Below are 16,153 nucleotides of genomic sequence, written 5' to 3' on the forward strand. Positions count from 1 at the left end.
GGAGGGGATATGTCTGAGGTTAACAGGAGATTATCAATTATTTTAATTTTTTTAACGCTATTTATCACAGGAATTGATGCTCGATCCCCATCTTTTGAAACTTTTGTAAATCCTGTTATCCCTGGTGATCATCCAGATCCAACTTTAACTAAAATTGGAAATTATTTTTATACCTCTGGCTCTTCATTTAATCCAACGCCAATAATATATAGGTCAACAGATCTTGTGCATTGGGAGGCGATAGCAAGGCCCGTATCAGCATCCTGGAGCGAATATGGTGATGAGCCCGGTTTGGGTATCTGGGGAGGACATATAGTTTATTACAATGGATATTACTGGCATTTCTTCTGTCGACAAGGCAGGGGATTTTTCTATGTTAAAGCTGAAAAACCTGAAGGTCCCTGGAGTAAACCAGTACAGGTCAATTGTCCTCCTGGGGTACCTGGGCTGGGATACGATAACTCAATTTTCATTGATGATAATGGGAAATGGTATCTGCTTGTAAAAAATGGGCAAGTGAATAACTGGATTGTCGAGCTCGGTCCTGATGGACAACCAAAAGGTTCAATACTGGATTTGACATGGCTTAATCCCGCTCCAAATTATCCATATAGTTGGGCAGAAGGCCCTGTGATGTGGAAGTATAACGGATATTATTATTACAGTTTTGCTTTGAATCTGGCTGGTGGTCAGAAAACAATGAGGAGTCCTACTTTGACAGACGATTCAATTTCGTGGGAAATGCTCGGTGATTTTTTTAAGGATAAAGGATCAAATCCAGCTTTATTTTCCGGACCAAATCACGCATCTCCAGTCGTTACACTTAATGATGGTACACATTGGGTTATGTATCATGCGTATAATACATCAAATAGTAGCGAGTGGTATGGACATGGTAGGCAGGGGCTATTGAGTCAGGTAAGATATGATGAAGAAGGAAGGCCAGTAGCGGATTATCCAATAAACGCTCCCTTACCAGCACCCAATTTACCAAGCAGTGGTATTCCCTGGATGGTACCAAAATCCGATTTTTTTGAATCTGATGAACTAAATCCCGAATGGTCTATACTCGGATATACCGAAGCAAATAAGATATCTCTACAGGAAAGAGCTGGCTGGTTACGTTTATATCCAAAAAGCCTCACAAAAGCAACTACAGTTATAAAGAATGATGGAGAAAGAAATTATTCTCTAATGACAAGAATAGATTTTAATCCCATGACATCAGATGATGAAGCAGGGTTATGGATTATAAATGGTCCGGAGACAAAATATGTAAAACTCTGTGTTTCAGAGAATGATCAAAATAAAGATGTTATACGTTTTTCATTTGAATACAATAACACGAAATATGAGGTTATTAAAGAGAAAACAGGACCTGTTTGGTTAAAGTTATACAGGGATAATCATATAGTTACAGCTTATTATAGCTATGATACAATAAACTGGACTGAGGTTGGAGAACCAATTGATATAACTGTATTGGATAGAGGTGAACCAGAAAATAGTTTTAATAAATTTACAGGGAATAGACAGGGGTTGTTTGTTATAGGTAGGAACAGCGCTGATTTTGATTGTTACATATATAGAGATGCATATTCTCCTATACTTGCAGAGGCTCCAGCCAATTGGTATGGTATAAAAAGGGAAGCAGTCGGTGGAAAATATGTTCTTAGTGGAATTGAGATTGGCGATTGGGCTTTGTATGCAGGAGTTGAGTTTGGTGGAAGACAGGAATATCCAAAAAAGCCACTTGCAGTAGAGGTAGAAGCTTCAAGTGCTACATCAGGTGGTACCATCGAGATGTGGTTGGATTCAATTGATACCGGAAATAAGATTGCAGAAGTAACTGTAGAAAATACTGGAGATTGGACTACCTTTAAAAAATTCAGAACTAATATTAACTCTGATATCAGTGGTAGGCATGATCTATATTTGAGATTTACTGGCGGTAAAGATGAATTATTAAAGTTAAAAAGTATAGTTTTTATTTCCGATTCTTCTGTTGCTATTGACGAGCAAAGCTCAAGCCATGTACCGGACGGTTTTTCTCTATACCAGAACTATCCAAACCCATTTAACTCATCAACAACTATTGAATTTTCACTCCCAGTCAGTGGTTATGTAGAAATATCAATTTATGATATAGCCGGAAAAGAGATATATAAAACTGAGAAAAAACACTTAAATCATGGCCTTTATAGAGTAATCTGGCCGGATGGACGATATAAAGAAATTTTATCATCAGGTATTTATTTTTACAGACTAAGAGTGTATAGAGATAACAACAATTTAATTTTTAGCGATGTAAGAAAGATGGCATATATAGAATAGGGTTAAGCTTAAAAGGATTATTAATATATAATGGAAAAAGTGATTAAGTTGATTAATGTAATCCTGATTATTACATTCCTTCCTGTTTCAAAATTACACACCCAGCAGTTATTTTCGCATAATGATCTGGAAAATTACGGTATAGAATGTTCTGAACCACCTTTACTATCTATTGATGAGCTATCTATTATAGAATCTTTGCCTGATCTATTTGAATGGTCTGACGGAAGTGGAAGGATAAACAAAATCAGTGAATGGCGTTGTCGAAGAGCAGAAATAGTCGAAGAAATACAGCATTACCAGTTAGGTTATAAACCGCCTCCCCCTGATGCTCTGATTGCAACATTTACACCTGGTGATAGTACTATACGGCTTTCAGTTATTGATAACAATGATACATTAAATTTAACCGCATATGTATTTTATCTTCCCTCCGGTAAAGGTCCTTTCCCTGCGATAATTCTTACAGGTGGATTCCCGACTATTCCTTTAAAGTTTTTTACTTCACGAAACATAGTAGTAGTGTCTTTTAGATGGTGGGAACTTGCTCCATGGCAGAGAAATTCACGTTCCGAAGGAGCATTTTTTCAATTTTACCCAGAACTGCAATACGCAGGAAGTATGCTGGCATGGGCATGGGGTGTAAGTAGATTAATAGATGCTATTTATGAATTACCAGAACTTAAGGTAGATACTGCAAAAATTGGGGTGACCGGTTGTTCGTTTGCCGGCAAGATAGCAATATATTCTGCAGTTCTTGATGAGAGGATTGCCCTTACAATAGCACAGGAGCCTGGGTGCGGAGGAAGTGCTTCATGGAGGGTCGCAGAAGTTTTACCGGGTTCAAGAGAAAAACTGAGCAATGCTTTATGGGCTGGATGGTATCACCAAAACCTTGGGCAGTTCAGTTCATGTGTAACGAAACTTCCATACGATCACCATGAAGTAATGGGTGCTATAGCACCACGACCATTATTAGTATTGGGTAATCCTGATTTCGAATGGCTTGCAGAGGAAGCAACGTATGTAGCATGTAAAGCCACTAAAGAGATATATAGAGCTCTTGGAGTTCCCGATAGATTTGGATTTTCACAGGCAGGAGGGCATGATCACTGTGCACTGCCAGAAAGCCAGTATTCGGAAGTTGAAGCATTCCTTGATAAGTTTTTACTAGATATTAATTCAGTAAATACAGATATAGAAAAAACCCCTTATAATGATATTGATTTATCTGAATGGATAAAATGGGATACACCAACATTAAAATGAAGTTGTAGATAGACTGATTGAACTTGATGATTTTCACCAGTTCGAAACTATTTTTATCTATTCTATAAAGAAACAAACATGGGATCGTTTCTGGTAATTTGTTTTTAATTTTACAGAATTAAAAATATGATTTTACAATTACAAAGAATATTTTATAGTTTCAGTAGCAGTAGGAATTAAAGGAGGGGGTTTTATGTTACTTAAGATAAAGAATATTAAAGTTTTAAATAATATTTTTGCTAAATTGGTCAGTAATACGTTAATTCTTACCATTACCGTACTCAGCGGTTCCACTTCAGAAATATCTCCAAAAGCACATAACCCAATAATATGGGCTGATGTACCAGACCCATCGGTCATAACAGTAGATAGTTGCTATTATATGAGCAGTACAACAATGCATATGTGTCCAGGTGTTCCTATAATGAAGTCGAAAGATCTCGTAAACTGGGAAATTGTAAACTACGTTTATGATACACTTTCAAACAGTGATGAAATGAATCTAGAAAATGGTAAAAATGCATATGGTAAGGGTTCATGGGCAAGCTGTCTAAGATATCATAATGGTTTCTTTTACTTAGTAACATTCTCTTACACAACCAATAAAACATATATCTTTAAAACTGATGATATAGAAAATGGAGTTTGGGAACGTAGCATAATTAATCAGGTTTGCCATGATCCATCTTTACTATTCGATGATGATGGTAAAGTTTATCTAGTTTATGGAATCGATAATATAAAAGTACTAGAACTAACGGAGGATGTTACAGCAATTAAGCATGGTGGATTGAATAGGACCATAATAGAAAGTGCAAGTAAGATTGCGGGAACTGAATTTTACGTTGCGGCAGAAGGTTCTCATATCCATAAAATAAGAGGTAAATATTATATATTTTTGATTTCATGGCCAAAGGGTGGAATGAGAACGCAACTTGTATTTCGTTCAGAAAGAATTACGGGTCCATACGAAGGAAAAATTGCATTAAAATATGAAGGCATTGCCCAGGGAGGCTTAGTAGAAAGTATTGATGGAAAGTGGTATGCTCTTTTGTTCCAGGATCATGGCTCTGTTGGTAGAATTCCTTGTCTCGTTCCTGTCACTTGGGAAAATGGTTGGCCTGTATTTGGTATCAAAGGTAAAGTACCCACTGAGCTGGACATCCCAGTGAAAAATGATAGTATACCTAAAATTGTATCTTCTGATGATTTCGAATGGACGGAAAAGATGCCCCTTGTATGGCAATGGAATCACAATCCAGACAACCGTTATTGGTCAACCAAACAGCGCCCTGGTTACCTGAGACTAATTAATGGAAGAGTAGATAGAGATTTTACAGAAACTAGGAATACACTTACACAAAGAACTTTTGGTCCCAGGTGCTCTGGAGAAATCAAAATGGATACAAGGAATATGAAAGATGGTGATATAGCAGGTTTAGGATTATTGCAGGAGATTTATGGCTTTGTCGCAGTTAGAAGAGATGGCGAAATAAAAAATATTGTAATGGTTAATTCCAGCGCCGGGAGGCCTGAGATTGTCGAAAGTGTACTTTTAGAGCAAGACACAGTGTTTTTGAGGGTATCATGCGATTTAGAAAACAGGTCAGATAGTGCTTATTTTTATTATAGTTTGGACGGAGTAAAGTGGATTGAAATAGGAAATATTCTTAAAATGGAATATAGACTTTCACACTTTATGGGATATAAGTTTGCGTTGTTCAATTATGCTACAAAAAGCACGGGTGGTTATGTGGATTTTGATTTTTTTCATATCGATGATTCGTTAACCAAGCTAAGCGAGGTAGAAGAGCAAGGTTATTACATCCCGGATAGATTTAATTTGTATCCCAATTATCCAAATCCATTCAATACTAACACTGTGATTTGCTATCAATTGCCAGAGAAATCAGGGTTGAATATAAAGGTCACTGATATTTTGGGACAGGAGGTATGCACATTATTTGAAGGCATTAGAGAGCCCGGGATTTATGAGATTACATTAGATAGTCGTAACCTAACAAGCGGTGTATATTTTTTCCAGTTAAGAACAAACAATAACTTTGTTATAACGAGGAAATTCCTTGTATTGAAGTAAAAATTTAGTAATAGAAATTTAGAGGGGTATCACATGACAAAATTTGATACGATGAAGTTGATATTAATTGTTAAGCTCTTTCTTTTTGGTCTGTACGTAAATGCACAACTTTCAACTATCAACATTCCTGAAGATTTTGACTCTACGCAACCTTCGACCCATCATGGAAAAATCGACACCGTCTACTATGAATCAAAAACTGTGGGTACTACACGGAGAGCTATTGTTTATACACCACCCAATTTTTCAAAAAACGATAAATACCCCGTTCTCTATCTTTTGCACGGTATTGGGGGAGATGAAACCGAATGGCTTAATGGCGCACAACCCCATATAATTATTGATAATCTATATGCTGAAGGGAAAATCGAGCCTATGATAGTTGTCATGCCCAATGGCCGTGCCATGAAGGATGATCGTTCGATTGGAAATATTTTTGATAGTCTAAAAATACAGGCTTTTGCAAGATTTGAGAAAGATTTACTTTATGATCTGATACCTTTTATCGAAAAAAAATATCCAGTTTATGGAGATCGTGAGCATCGTGCCATTGCTGGATTATCAATGGGTGGCGGACAAGCACTGAATTTTGGACTGAGTAACCTTGATTATTTTGCATGGATTGGTGGTTTTTCATCTGCACCTAATACAAAAAGTCCTGATGAGTTGATTCCTAATCCATTAGAAACTAATGAAAAATTAAAATTGTTGTGGATATCATGTGGTGATAATGATAATCTTATAAGCATAAGCCAACGCTTACACGATTATCTTTTGAGACATAATGTTCCGCATATCTATTATATCTTACCCGGTGGCCATGATTTCAACGTCTGGAAAAGAAGTTTATATCATTTTGTTCAACTGTTGTTTAAGCCAGTAGATAATGCGACTTTCAAAAAATACAATAGCCTCACAGGTATTCCAGCATCTACAAATGTACGTGGTGCGCTTTATCCCCAGATTTTACCTGATGGTCGAGCTATATTCCGAATTAAAGCACCTGAGGCACATAAAGTTCAGATAGAAATAGGGGAAAAGTATGATATGGTAAAAAATGAAAATGGTGTCTGGGAGGTTATTACTGATCCTTTAACCGAAGGATTTCATTATTACTCTTTAATCATCGATGGCATTGCAGTATGCGATCCTTGTAGTGAAACGTTTTATGGCATGGGACGAATGGCAAGTGGCATTGAAGTACCTTATAAGAATTGGGATTACTGTGAAATAAGAGATGTCCCTCATGGTGATATTCGAATAAAAAGGTACTATTCAAAAGTAACTCGTTCATGGCGAAGCTTTTATTTGTATACTCCTCCTGGATATGATCAGAATATCAAAAAAAAATATCCTGTACTATATATCCTTCATGGTGGTGGTGAAGATCAACGTGGATGGGCTCAACAGGGGAAAATAGATTTGATTACGGACAATCTTATTGCCGAAAAGAAGGCAGTTCCAATGCTCATTGTGATGGTAGATGGCAATATGCCACTACAGGCATTTGGTGAAGTTGGATTGAGAATGTTCGAAGCTGAGTTAAAAGAATGCGTCATCCCCTTTGTTGAAAAAAATTACAGGGTGAAAAAAGGAGCAAAATTTAGGGCACTGGCCGGTTTATCCATGGGAGGAATCCAAACACTATATGCCGGCATGCGAAATACTGATATGTTTGCTTACCTTGGTGTATTTAGTTCTGGATGGATTATGCCAATGCAAAAGGATCTGGCAGAACGACAATATCAGTTTATCGCTAAGAATAAGAAGAGAATTAAATCTAACCCGAAGCTGCTTTGGATCGGAATAGGTGGCAAAGAAGACATTGCATGGAAAAATTGCCAGATTATGCTCAAAAAATTTGATGAACTGGGCATACCATATCAGTACAGCGAATATCCAGGTGGACATACCTGGCCTGTGTGGAGAAACAATTTTTATAATTTTGCACAACTAATTTTTAAATGAAGGAGTATAAAATGCTGGGAAGGTATTTCAATTTGTCAGTTGTAGTTTTATTGACTTTACTCTCGAATAAGGATTTGTGCTCAAAAACTTATATAGTAAGGAGTCCAAATCAAAAGATATCAGTTTCATTCTGGCTTACTGAACAGGGGGAACCTGTATATTCCGTCTCTCACTCTGGTACTCCGGTCCTTCGAGAATCAAGATTAGGACTAATCAGAAGTGATGAAGACTTTTCACGAAATCTATTTTTGGATTCAGTTTCAAATGAAATTATAGTTAAAGATAAATACACCCTTTTACACGGCAAGAAATCAACTTGCTATTATGAGGGCATAAAGAGAATATTCTATCTAAAAAGTAAGAATTTAAAGCCCATGGAAATTATTTTTCAGGTCTCAAATGATGGCGTGGCATTCAGATATCACTTCCCCGATAAAACTGAAGACAAAGTGAAAATTTATAAAGAAGTATCTTCATTTCATTTTGATACATCGGCAAAAGCATTTTTACAGCCCTGTCCAGATGCTCGTACCGGCTGGTGTTTTACCCAACCATCATATGAAGAATACTATCAAATTGAAATACCTGTTGGAACTCCAGCACCTTTTCAAGCAGGATGGGTAATGCCTGCGCTATTTAATTATGGAAAGTACTGGATATGTATCACAGAAACCGCGGTGGATACGAATTATTGTGGATCTCGTTTAAGTCAATTCTCTCCAGATGGGGAGTACTCTATTCAATTTCCTCAACCTCAAGAACGAAGAAATGACGAACCCTATTTACCAGAATCGCCTCTCACTTGGTATACACCATGGAGAATAGTTGCAGTTACGGATAATCTAGGTGACCTTGTAGAATCAACAATTGGGACTGATCTTGCTAGTCCCGCACAATATGATGTTTCTTCATGGTTAAAACCTGGTATTGCTTCATGGAGTTGGGTGATTCTGAAAGATGATTCTACAATTTATAGAGTTCAAAAAAGATATATTGACTTTGCAGCATCAATGGGATGGAAATATTGCCTCATAGATGCATTCTGGGATAGGCAAATAGGATATGACAAAATAAAAGAACTTGCAAAATACGCAAAAAACAAGAATGTAAAAATTCTTTTATGGTACAACTCGGCTGGAGACTGGAATACCACAAACTTAACACCTCGTAATAAATTACTTACAAGAGAATCAAGAGTGAAAGAATTTCAAAAGTTAAAAGAGATGGGAGTAGCTGGTATAAAAGTTGATTTCTTCGGTGGAGACGGACAATCGATGATGAAGTATTATATTGATATACTAAAGGATGCTGCAAAATTTAATCTTGCGGTAAACTTTCACGGGTGCACCTATCCCAGAGGCTGGCACAGAACATATCCTAATTTGGTAAGTATGGAGGCGATAAAAGGCGAAGAATATGTGACATTCGATCAGTATTTTGCAGATAATCAACCATGGCATTGCACGGTTATTCCTTTTACCCGAAATCTTTTCGATCCGATGGATTTTACGCCTGTGAATTTTTCAGGTATACCCAATATTAAACGTAGAACAACAAAAGGTTTTGAAATAGCCTTGTCGGTACTGTTCACATCTGGAATTCAACATATTGCGGAAACTCCCCGGGGAATGTCAGCTCAGAAAAACTTTATAAAAAAATTCATGAGTACTTTACCCACAAGCTGGGACGATGTGAAATTTATTGATGGTTATCCAGGTAAGTTTGTTGTGCTGGCAAGAAGGAAAGGTGATATGTGGTATATAGCAGGGATCAATGACGAAGAAAAAGAACGAACGATTGAATTAAAACTTCAATTTATCAACAAAAAGTCAAAGGGACTTTTGATTACTGATTCTAAAGATGGAAAATGGCTTGTGAAACGTCATATAGATTTGTCGAAATCACAAAAGATAAAAGTGGTTCCTTATGGTGGGTTTGTAATAAAAACGTTTTGAAATACAGATATTTGAAGTGTGATTGCCAGAGTTGAATTCATTTTTTAATTAAAGTAACCTAAAGTAAATGGTTAATTCTGTGTATTAAATTTATAAATAATAGCTTTGATATGGGGAAAACGGTAAGATTAAAAAAGTTGTAATTAAATCAAACCTTGGGGGAAATTTAAGAGTAAGAAGCTATGAAAGGTTAAAAGCATTAAGCAGTCATAAATTAAAAAAGTCAAGAGGAGAAAACCCAAATCCACTTTATAAGACCCCGCATGTTAAGAAACCTATAATCAGGGATAGAACTAAAATACAAAAAGTTGTAATCAAAAAAACATATCTTTATGATATACAAACTAAAAAAAGGGGATAAAGTTATTCTCGAGGTAAGGGAATAAAAAATGTTTAAATTGAATTGATTTTTTATATATAATGTTATTTATATGATTATCCATTCTTTAGTCTCGAATACGATAATACTTCAACTAAAAAATTTCAATTATCCGTAGGATCCCTATTAGGGAGAAGATTCAATATTTGGTAACTTTTTAATAATAACCTTGATTTACAGCTTTTATTTTTTAAAATTAGATATAGAATGTCCGTAGGATCACTAATCAGGATTGATGAAAGCATTGGCGTAAAGATAAAGTTGGAAGAATTAGATATCCGTAGGATCCCTAATCGGGAAGAGAAATTGCCCATATTACAAGTTTTATTCGTAGAATCCCTATTTGGGAAAAGAATATTGTAAGAAGTGTAAACCACAGAAGTGGTTGTTTGAAAGAGCAAAATAAGGTTTACATTTTTTGACAAGGATGAGGGAAAGATTTCCCAAAGTGCATGTAAAAAGACAGGTAATAAAAATGAGGTTCCATTTTGTAGTTTGAGGTACGGTTTTGCTACACATCTCCCGAATAGGGATTCTACGAATTTTAGAAGCTGGAACAGATTTAAGTTATATTCAAGAACGTTTAGATCATACTCATATCAAAGCTACCGGGATTTATACTCATGTCAGCAGAAAAAAATCTGGACAATATAATTAGTCCAATCGATACCATAAACATTAATATCCGTAGGATCCCTAATCGGGAAAGAAGGCGGGAGGTGAAAATGTTTATAAAATTAAAAGATTTTGTTAGTTCGTCAATAGGGAGTATATCTGCACTAAGTGCGGATATCATCCAAAAAAGGCATCATATCAGTACCAAGAGTGCGAATATAACAACGTTAGGCGAAATAGATAAAATATATTAGTAGAGATTTAAAATAAAAAGGAGGGGTAAGTTATGGCTTTTAAAGCATTATTTTTAGCGCATGCACCTGATGCAGACTATGAAAAACATAAAAGTATTATTGACACAGGAAAGTATAGACTTTTGACAGTTGTTGTGAAATCTCAAGACGAAGCAATAAAAGTTTCAAAAAGTATCTATGAAAAGGAGAAAATAGATGCCATTATACTTTGTCCAGGCTTTACACATAGTGATGTAGCAGAGATATTTCAGGTACTAAAAGGCAAAGTATCTGTCAACGTTGCTAGAGGAGATGGTCCCAGCAATAAAATTTCACAAGCTGTGATACAAAAAGAATTTTTCAATAAGTAGTGTGAAAAGGTGATAATGTTACTACTTCGCCTAACAGCGGATAAAAGGGAAATCAAAGATTCCTCTAAATTGCCTTCGGCAACTTCTTTTATTCGCAATATGTTATGCGCAATGCAAAAATATTTGATGGCGTAAGGATTATGAAAATTGATGAACTGAATAAAAGGATAAAGGAATGTAAGAAATGCAGGTTATTTGAAACCAGAAAGAATGCTATCTGTGGCGAGGGAAATTTGAATGCTAAAATTATGTTAATTGCTCAGGCACCAGGAGAAAAAGAGGATAGAGAAGGAAAAATGTTTGTTGGTCCTTCAGGGAAAGTATTAGACGAATTACTAAAATCAGCAGGAATTAGCAGGCAGGCAATTTATATGACAAATTTAATTAAATGTATGCTTCCAAAATACAGAAGGCCCAAGCAGGATGAAATTATAGCCTGCAGTTATTACTTGAATGAAGAAATTAAATTAATAAATCTAAAGATATTGGTCCCCTTAGGTTATTATGCCACCTATTACATTTTTCAAAAACATGGCATTTTGTCACCTTCAAAAAGAGAGTTTTCTTCAATTTATGGTAGACTTTTTTTAGCTGGAGATAAAAAGATACTACCCCTACCTCATCCCGCAACTCTTCTTTATAATCCTGACTTTAAGCAAGGTTTAATAAAAAGTTACAAAAAATTGCAGGTGCTACTTAAGGATTGCAAATGGTATCTGGCGTGTCCAATGAAAAGATTTTATGAGGAAGGAAAGTTAGATAAGAAGTGGATAGAATTGTACTGTAAGGGAGATTGGAAAAGTTGTATTCGTTATCACATGGAAGAAAAAGGTAAGGTGCATCCAGATTGGATGCTTCCCGATGGAACCTTAGATGAAAGATTGCATAAGGAGGCAAGATATGAAAGTTACGATTATTTATGATAATACTACTTTAAGAACCGAGCTTAAAGCTGACTGGGGTTTCTCAGCACTTACCCATGTTAAAGGAAAGAATATTCTTTTTGATGCAGGAGCAAATGGAGATATTTTACTTTCCAATATGAAAGAGCTTAAAATTAATCCAGAAAAGATCGAAGATATTTTCATTTCTCATCTTCACTGGGATCATACAGGTGGTTTATCATCCTTTCTTCAACTGAATAATAAAGTGAAACTCTGGGCTCCTTCTCATTTTTACGAAGCAAAAAATGCAAGAGAAGTTATTGAAGTGAAGAAACCCACAAAGCTTTATGAAGGAATTTACTCTACAGGTGAACTTGATGGAATAGAACAATCCCTCTGCATTGAGACAGAAAAAGGTATTGTAATTATAGCCGGATGCTCGCACCCAAGAATGGAGTATATTCTTAAAACAGCTTCTCAATTTGGTAAGGTTTATGGCATTATAGGAGGATTACACGGAACAAGTCCTGAATCCTTAAAGAACTTAGATTTGATTTGCCCAACCCATTGCACTCAATATAAATCAGAGATAAGGTTCCTTTATCCCGAAAAATATATTGAGGGAGGAGCAGGGAAAATAATTGAGGTTGAGTAGAATGAATCTCAAGATCTTAACTTTAATCGGAACCTTAATTTTGGCAGGAGGAGGGATTTGGTTCCCAGCTCTGGCTGAAAAAGAAAAACCAGAAATAACTTTAATCTCTGTCTATGACAACTGCCAAGTAGACCCAGAACTTAAAACTACCTGGGGCTTTGCCACCATAATAAAAACTCCTCAGGAGCTAATACTTTTTGATACCGGAGGAAACTCAGAAATTTTGCTTTTCAATATGAAAAAATTAGGTATCGATCCTTCCTCAATCAAAAAAGTAGTTATTTCTCATATCCATGCTGATCATTTAGGAGGATTAGAAGGTTTTTTAGAGAGAAACAGTAATGTTACAGTTTTCATTCCCCATTCCTTTCCAAAATCCGTTAAGAATATGATAATCCAAAAGAAAGCCAAATTTGTAGAAATTTCAGCTCCAAGAAAAATTTCTGCTTCTATTTACACAACTGGAGAGCTTTATGGACCTCCAGAAGAGCAATCCTTAATTATTGATTCAAAGAAGGGATTAGTGGTTATTACAGGCTGTGCTCATCCAGGAATTGTAAATATTATAAAGAGAGCCAAAAAATTAATGAAAGAAGATAAGGTATACTTAGTTTTAGGAGGGTTTCACCGTCCTCCTACATCTTGCATTAAAGAATTTAAAGAATTGGGAGTAGAAAAGGTTGCACCATCTCATTGCACAGGTGATTTGGTCAGAGAAACTTTTAGAAAGGAATATAAGGAAAATTTTATTGAGCACGGAGTAGGAAAGGTAATTGAAATCAAATAAAAAGTATCCTCAATTTGCACATCATCTAACAGCGGATAAAAGGGAAATCAAAGATTCCTCTAAATTGCCTCCGGCAACTTCTTATATTTGCAATATGTTAGGTATCATACCAATATTCTAAGGAGAACATTATGAAAGCAATTAAAACAGGTGATGGAGTTGCAGCGGCAAGAGCAATGATGATGTTATATCCTAAAGAAAAGCGGCTTTTTGAAGATCCCTATTCTGAAAAATTATTACCACCAGTTTATAAATTTTATATCTGGCTTATGCGAAATCCTAAAATACGCGATTCGTTTATAATGAAAAAAGAAAAAAGTATCCCGGGAGCTATGGGATGGTTTTTTTGTCGAGAGCGTTACATAGATGATGTATTAAGAAAGACTCTTGAAAAAAATGAATTTGAGACAGTTGTAAATTTGGGTGCTGGAATGGATTGCCGTGCATATTATATCCCGGAAATAGAAAAACTACTCTACTTTGAAGTTGATCATCCGAAAGTGATAAAAAAGAAAATGAAAAAAATGAAAAAAATATTAGGAAAGCTTCCAGACAATGTTGTTTATGTTCCCATTGATTTTCAGAAGCAAAGTCTTGATCTTAAATTAAAAAATGCAGGATATAATTTAACTTTTAAGACTCTTTTTATCTGGGAAGCTGTTACTCAATATATCCCCAAAGAAGCTATTGATAATACATTAAAATATATAGGACAAGCTGCACCCGGAAGTAAACTTGTATTTAGTTATGTTATTAAGAGTTTTATTGATGGTAAATACTCCAATGATGGTATAAAAAGACTCGCTAAACAATTTCTTAAAAAAAGTAATCCTATCTTTATATCTGGTTTCAATCCTGCAGAGATGAAAGATTATCTTTCCAAATACTCACTTACTCTTATTGAAGATATTGATTCCGTGGAGATGCAGAAACGCTATTCAAATTTAGTTGACCTTGATTTACTTAAAACGATAAAAGAATTTGATATTGAGCGCTTTGTCCTTGCGGAGGTAAAATGATAAAATATAGAAAGAAGGTGCTTAAATATTTCAATTAAATATAAATGTGCACGGCGCCTAACAGCGAGTACCCGGCTCCGATACGCTACGCCCAAATTGGCTCCCGTTAGTCGCCAACTTTGGGTACTCGCAAAACGTTAAGTGAAATCGTGGACTTCGGGTGCATCTAACATGTGCATAAAAATCGTGTGATTATGATGAAAAATCAGGATAAATCAGATAAGTGGCAAGATTTTAGATTTAATTTGGAAGAAATATCTGGTGCAGTTGGAGATTATGGAACGTTAATCCCTATTGTCCTTGGCGTGGCTATAATTTCAAATGCCAATTTAGGACACATTCTACTGTTTTTCAGCATATGGTATATTATCACAGGTCTATATTACAAAATGCCTGTTCCTGTAGAACCAATGAAGGCTATTGGGGTTGTAGTTATTGAAGGAGGTTTAAGCTGTGGCGAGATTGCAGCTTCTGGAATAATCTTAGGGGCTCTTTTTTTAGTTTTGGGATTTTGTAAAGGAATGAAATTCATTCAGGAAAAAGTTCCCAATAGTGTTATTAGAGGCATACAATTAGGTTTAGCATTACTTTTGATTAAAACATCAATTAATTTTATTGTTGGAGATTATATTTTAGCCATTGTTTGTATAATTATTGTTATTTTATTTTTAATAGTTAATAAATTTGGCAAAATTCCAGACCTTTCTGCAATATTTATTCTATTAATCGGCATAATTGTTGGTTTTTCTAAATTTGGGATTCCTCCTATTAGCATTATATCATTACCAAATATCATTATCCCAACAGTCCATGATTTCCTAAAAGGTGCTTGGTTATTAGCTATTCCTCAGGCACCGTTGACTATTACCAACGCAATACTTGCCACCTCATTGTTAATGCAAGATCTTGTTCGCAGAGATGTTGACCCGGATAAATTATCAAAGAGTATCGGTCTAATGAATCTAACATCTGCTCCTTTTGGAGGTTTTCCTATGTGTCATGGTGCTGGCGGTCTTGCAGCACAATACAGATTTGGAGCAAGAACTGGAGGGTCAAATATTATTAGTGGTTTGATATTATTACCAATTGCTCTGTTTTTTGCCAGTCCAGAATTTGTCGCAATTATTCCTTTTGGTGTTTTTGGAGCATTATTAGTTTTTGTTGCAATTGAATTAGGAAAACATGGTTTGAAAACAGATTCTTATATTGTTACGGGCATCATATCAATATTAGCATTAGTAACTAATATTACAATTGCTTATATTTTTGGGATGATGCTGGCCTATGTACTAACAAAGATACGAAAGCGTCCACAAAGGTCTAATAATGTTAGGGGATGAGATAGATATTAGTAAAATGACTAATACTGACCTGGGGGAGATAAGCACCTTACGTTCACGACTCTCGCCAACTTCGTTGGCTCGGTGCTATCGCACTCGGACAACAGGTGGATATGTAGCTCGCTCACGCTTGCCCAAATCCCGACTATCGTCGGGACTTCACATATCCCCGGAACGTTATCTGCAATTCCAAAAAAAATAAAATGGAGATGAGAAGATGAGCATTGTTGAAATTATCTTAATAAT

Annotated in this window: 12 protein-coding genes; all 12 read left to right on the plus strand. The window is 35.7% G+C overall.

Annotated elements, in window-relative coordinates; translation table 11 throughout:
• Nucleotides 1–9 precede the first annotated feature (9 nt).
• The 12 genes from H0Z29_10445 (at nt 10) to H0Z29_10500 (ending at nt 15,907) form a co-directional block, all read left to right on the plus strand.
• Complete coding sequence (locus H0Z29_10445; GenBank protein ID MBO8131910.1) at nt 10–2,334, plus strand: family 43 glycosylhydrolase; 2,325 nt, start codon at nt 10–12, stop codon at nt 2,332–2,334.
• A 30-nt stretch (nt 2,335–2,364) separates the two neighbouring features.
• Nucleotides 2,365–3,603 carry a hypothetical protein gene (locus tag H0Z29_10450; GenBank protein MBO8131911.1) on the plus strand — a complete coding sequence of 413 codons (1,239 nt, stop codon included), beginning with the start codon at nt 2,365–2,367 and terminating at the stop codon, nt 3,601–3,603.
• Nucleotides 3,604–3,796: 193 nt separating this feature from the next.
• On the plus strand, nt 3,797–5,701 hold the full coding sequence (locus tag H0Z29_10455; protein MBO8131912.1) for a family 43 glycosylhydrolase: 1,905 nt from the start codon (nt 3,797–3,799) through the stop codon (nt 5,699–5,701).
• 51 nt (nt 5,702–5,752) lie between these two features.
• Nucleotides 5,753–7,669, plus strand: a complete 1,917-nt coding sequence (locus tag H0Z29_10460; protein MBO8131913.1) for an esterase — start codon at nt 5,753–5,755, stop codon at nt 7,667–7,669.
• Nucleotides 7,670–7,680: 11 nt separating this feature from the next.
• Nucleotides 7,681–9,624 carry a glycoside hydrolase family 97 catalytic domain-containing protein gene (locus H0Z29_10465; protein MBO8131914.1) on the plus strand — a complete coding sequence of 648 codons (1,944 nt, stop codon included), beginning with the start codon at nt 7,681–7,683 and terminating at the stop codon, nt 9,622–9,624.
• Nucleotides 9,625–10,728: 1,104 nt separating this feature from the next.
• Nucleotides 10,729–10,872: a hypothetical protein gene (locus tag H0Z29_10470; GenBank protein MBO8131915.1), complete on the plus strand. Its 144-nt coding sequence runs from the start codon at nt 10,729–10,731 to the stop codon at nt 10,870–10,872.
• A 32-nt stretch (nt 10,873–10,904) separates the two neighbouring features.
• Nucleotides 10,905–11,222 carry a hypothetical protein gene (locus H0Z29_10475; protein ID MBO8131916.1) on the plus strand — a complete coding sequence of 106 codons (318 nt, stop codon included), beginning with the start codon at nt 10,905–10,907 and terminating at the stop codon, nt 11,220–11,222.
• 104 nt (nt 11,223–11,326) lie between these two features.
• On the plus strand, nt 11,327–12,145 hold the full coding sequence (locus tag H0Z29_10480) for a uracil-DNA glycosylase (protein MBO8131917.1): 819 nt from the start codon (nt 11,327–11,329) through the stop codon (nt 12,143–12,145).
• Nucleotides 12,123–12,761: an MBL fold metallo-hydrolase gene (locus H0Z29_10485; GenBank protein MBO8131918.1), complete on the plus strand. Its 639-nt coding sequence runs from the start codon at nt 12,123–12,125 to the stop codon at nt 12,759–12,761. Before H0Z29_10480 ends, H0Z29_10485 begins: the two co-directional genes overlap by 23 nt.
• Before the next feature lies 1 nt (nt 12,762).
• A complete protein-coding gene (locus tag H0Z29_10490) occupies nt 12,763–13,548 on the plus strand; it encodes an MBL fold metallo-hydrolase (GenBank protein MBO8131919.1) in 786 nt (261 codons plus the stop codon).
• A 131-nt stretch (nt 13,549–13,679) separates the two neighbouring features.
• On the plus strand, nt 13,680–14,567 hold the full coding sequence (locus H0Z29_10495; protein ID MBO8131920.1) for an SAM-dependent methyltransferase: 888 nt from the start codon (nt 13,680–13,682) through the stop codon (nt 14,565–14,567).
• Between the two features lie 197 nt (nt 14,568–14,764).
• On the plus strand, nt 14,765–15,907 hold the full coding sequence (locus H0Z29_10500) for a sulfate transporter (protein MBO8131921.1): 1,143 nt from the start codon (nt 14,765–14,767) through the stop codon (nt 15,905–15,907).
• The last annotated feature ends 246 nt before the right edge of the window (nt 15,908–16,153 follow it).

Source organism: Candidatus Neomarinimicrobiota bacterium, from assembly GCA_017656425.1.
Classification (GTDB): Bacteria; Fidelibacterota; UBA2242; order UBA2242; family B5-G15; genus JACDNV01.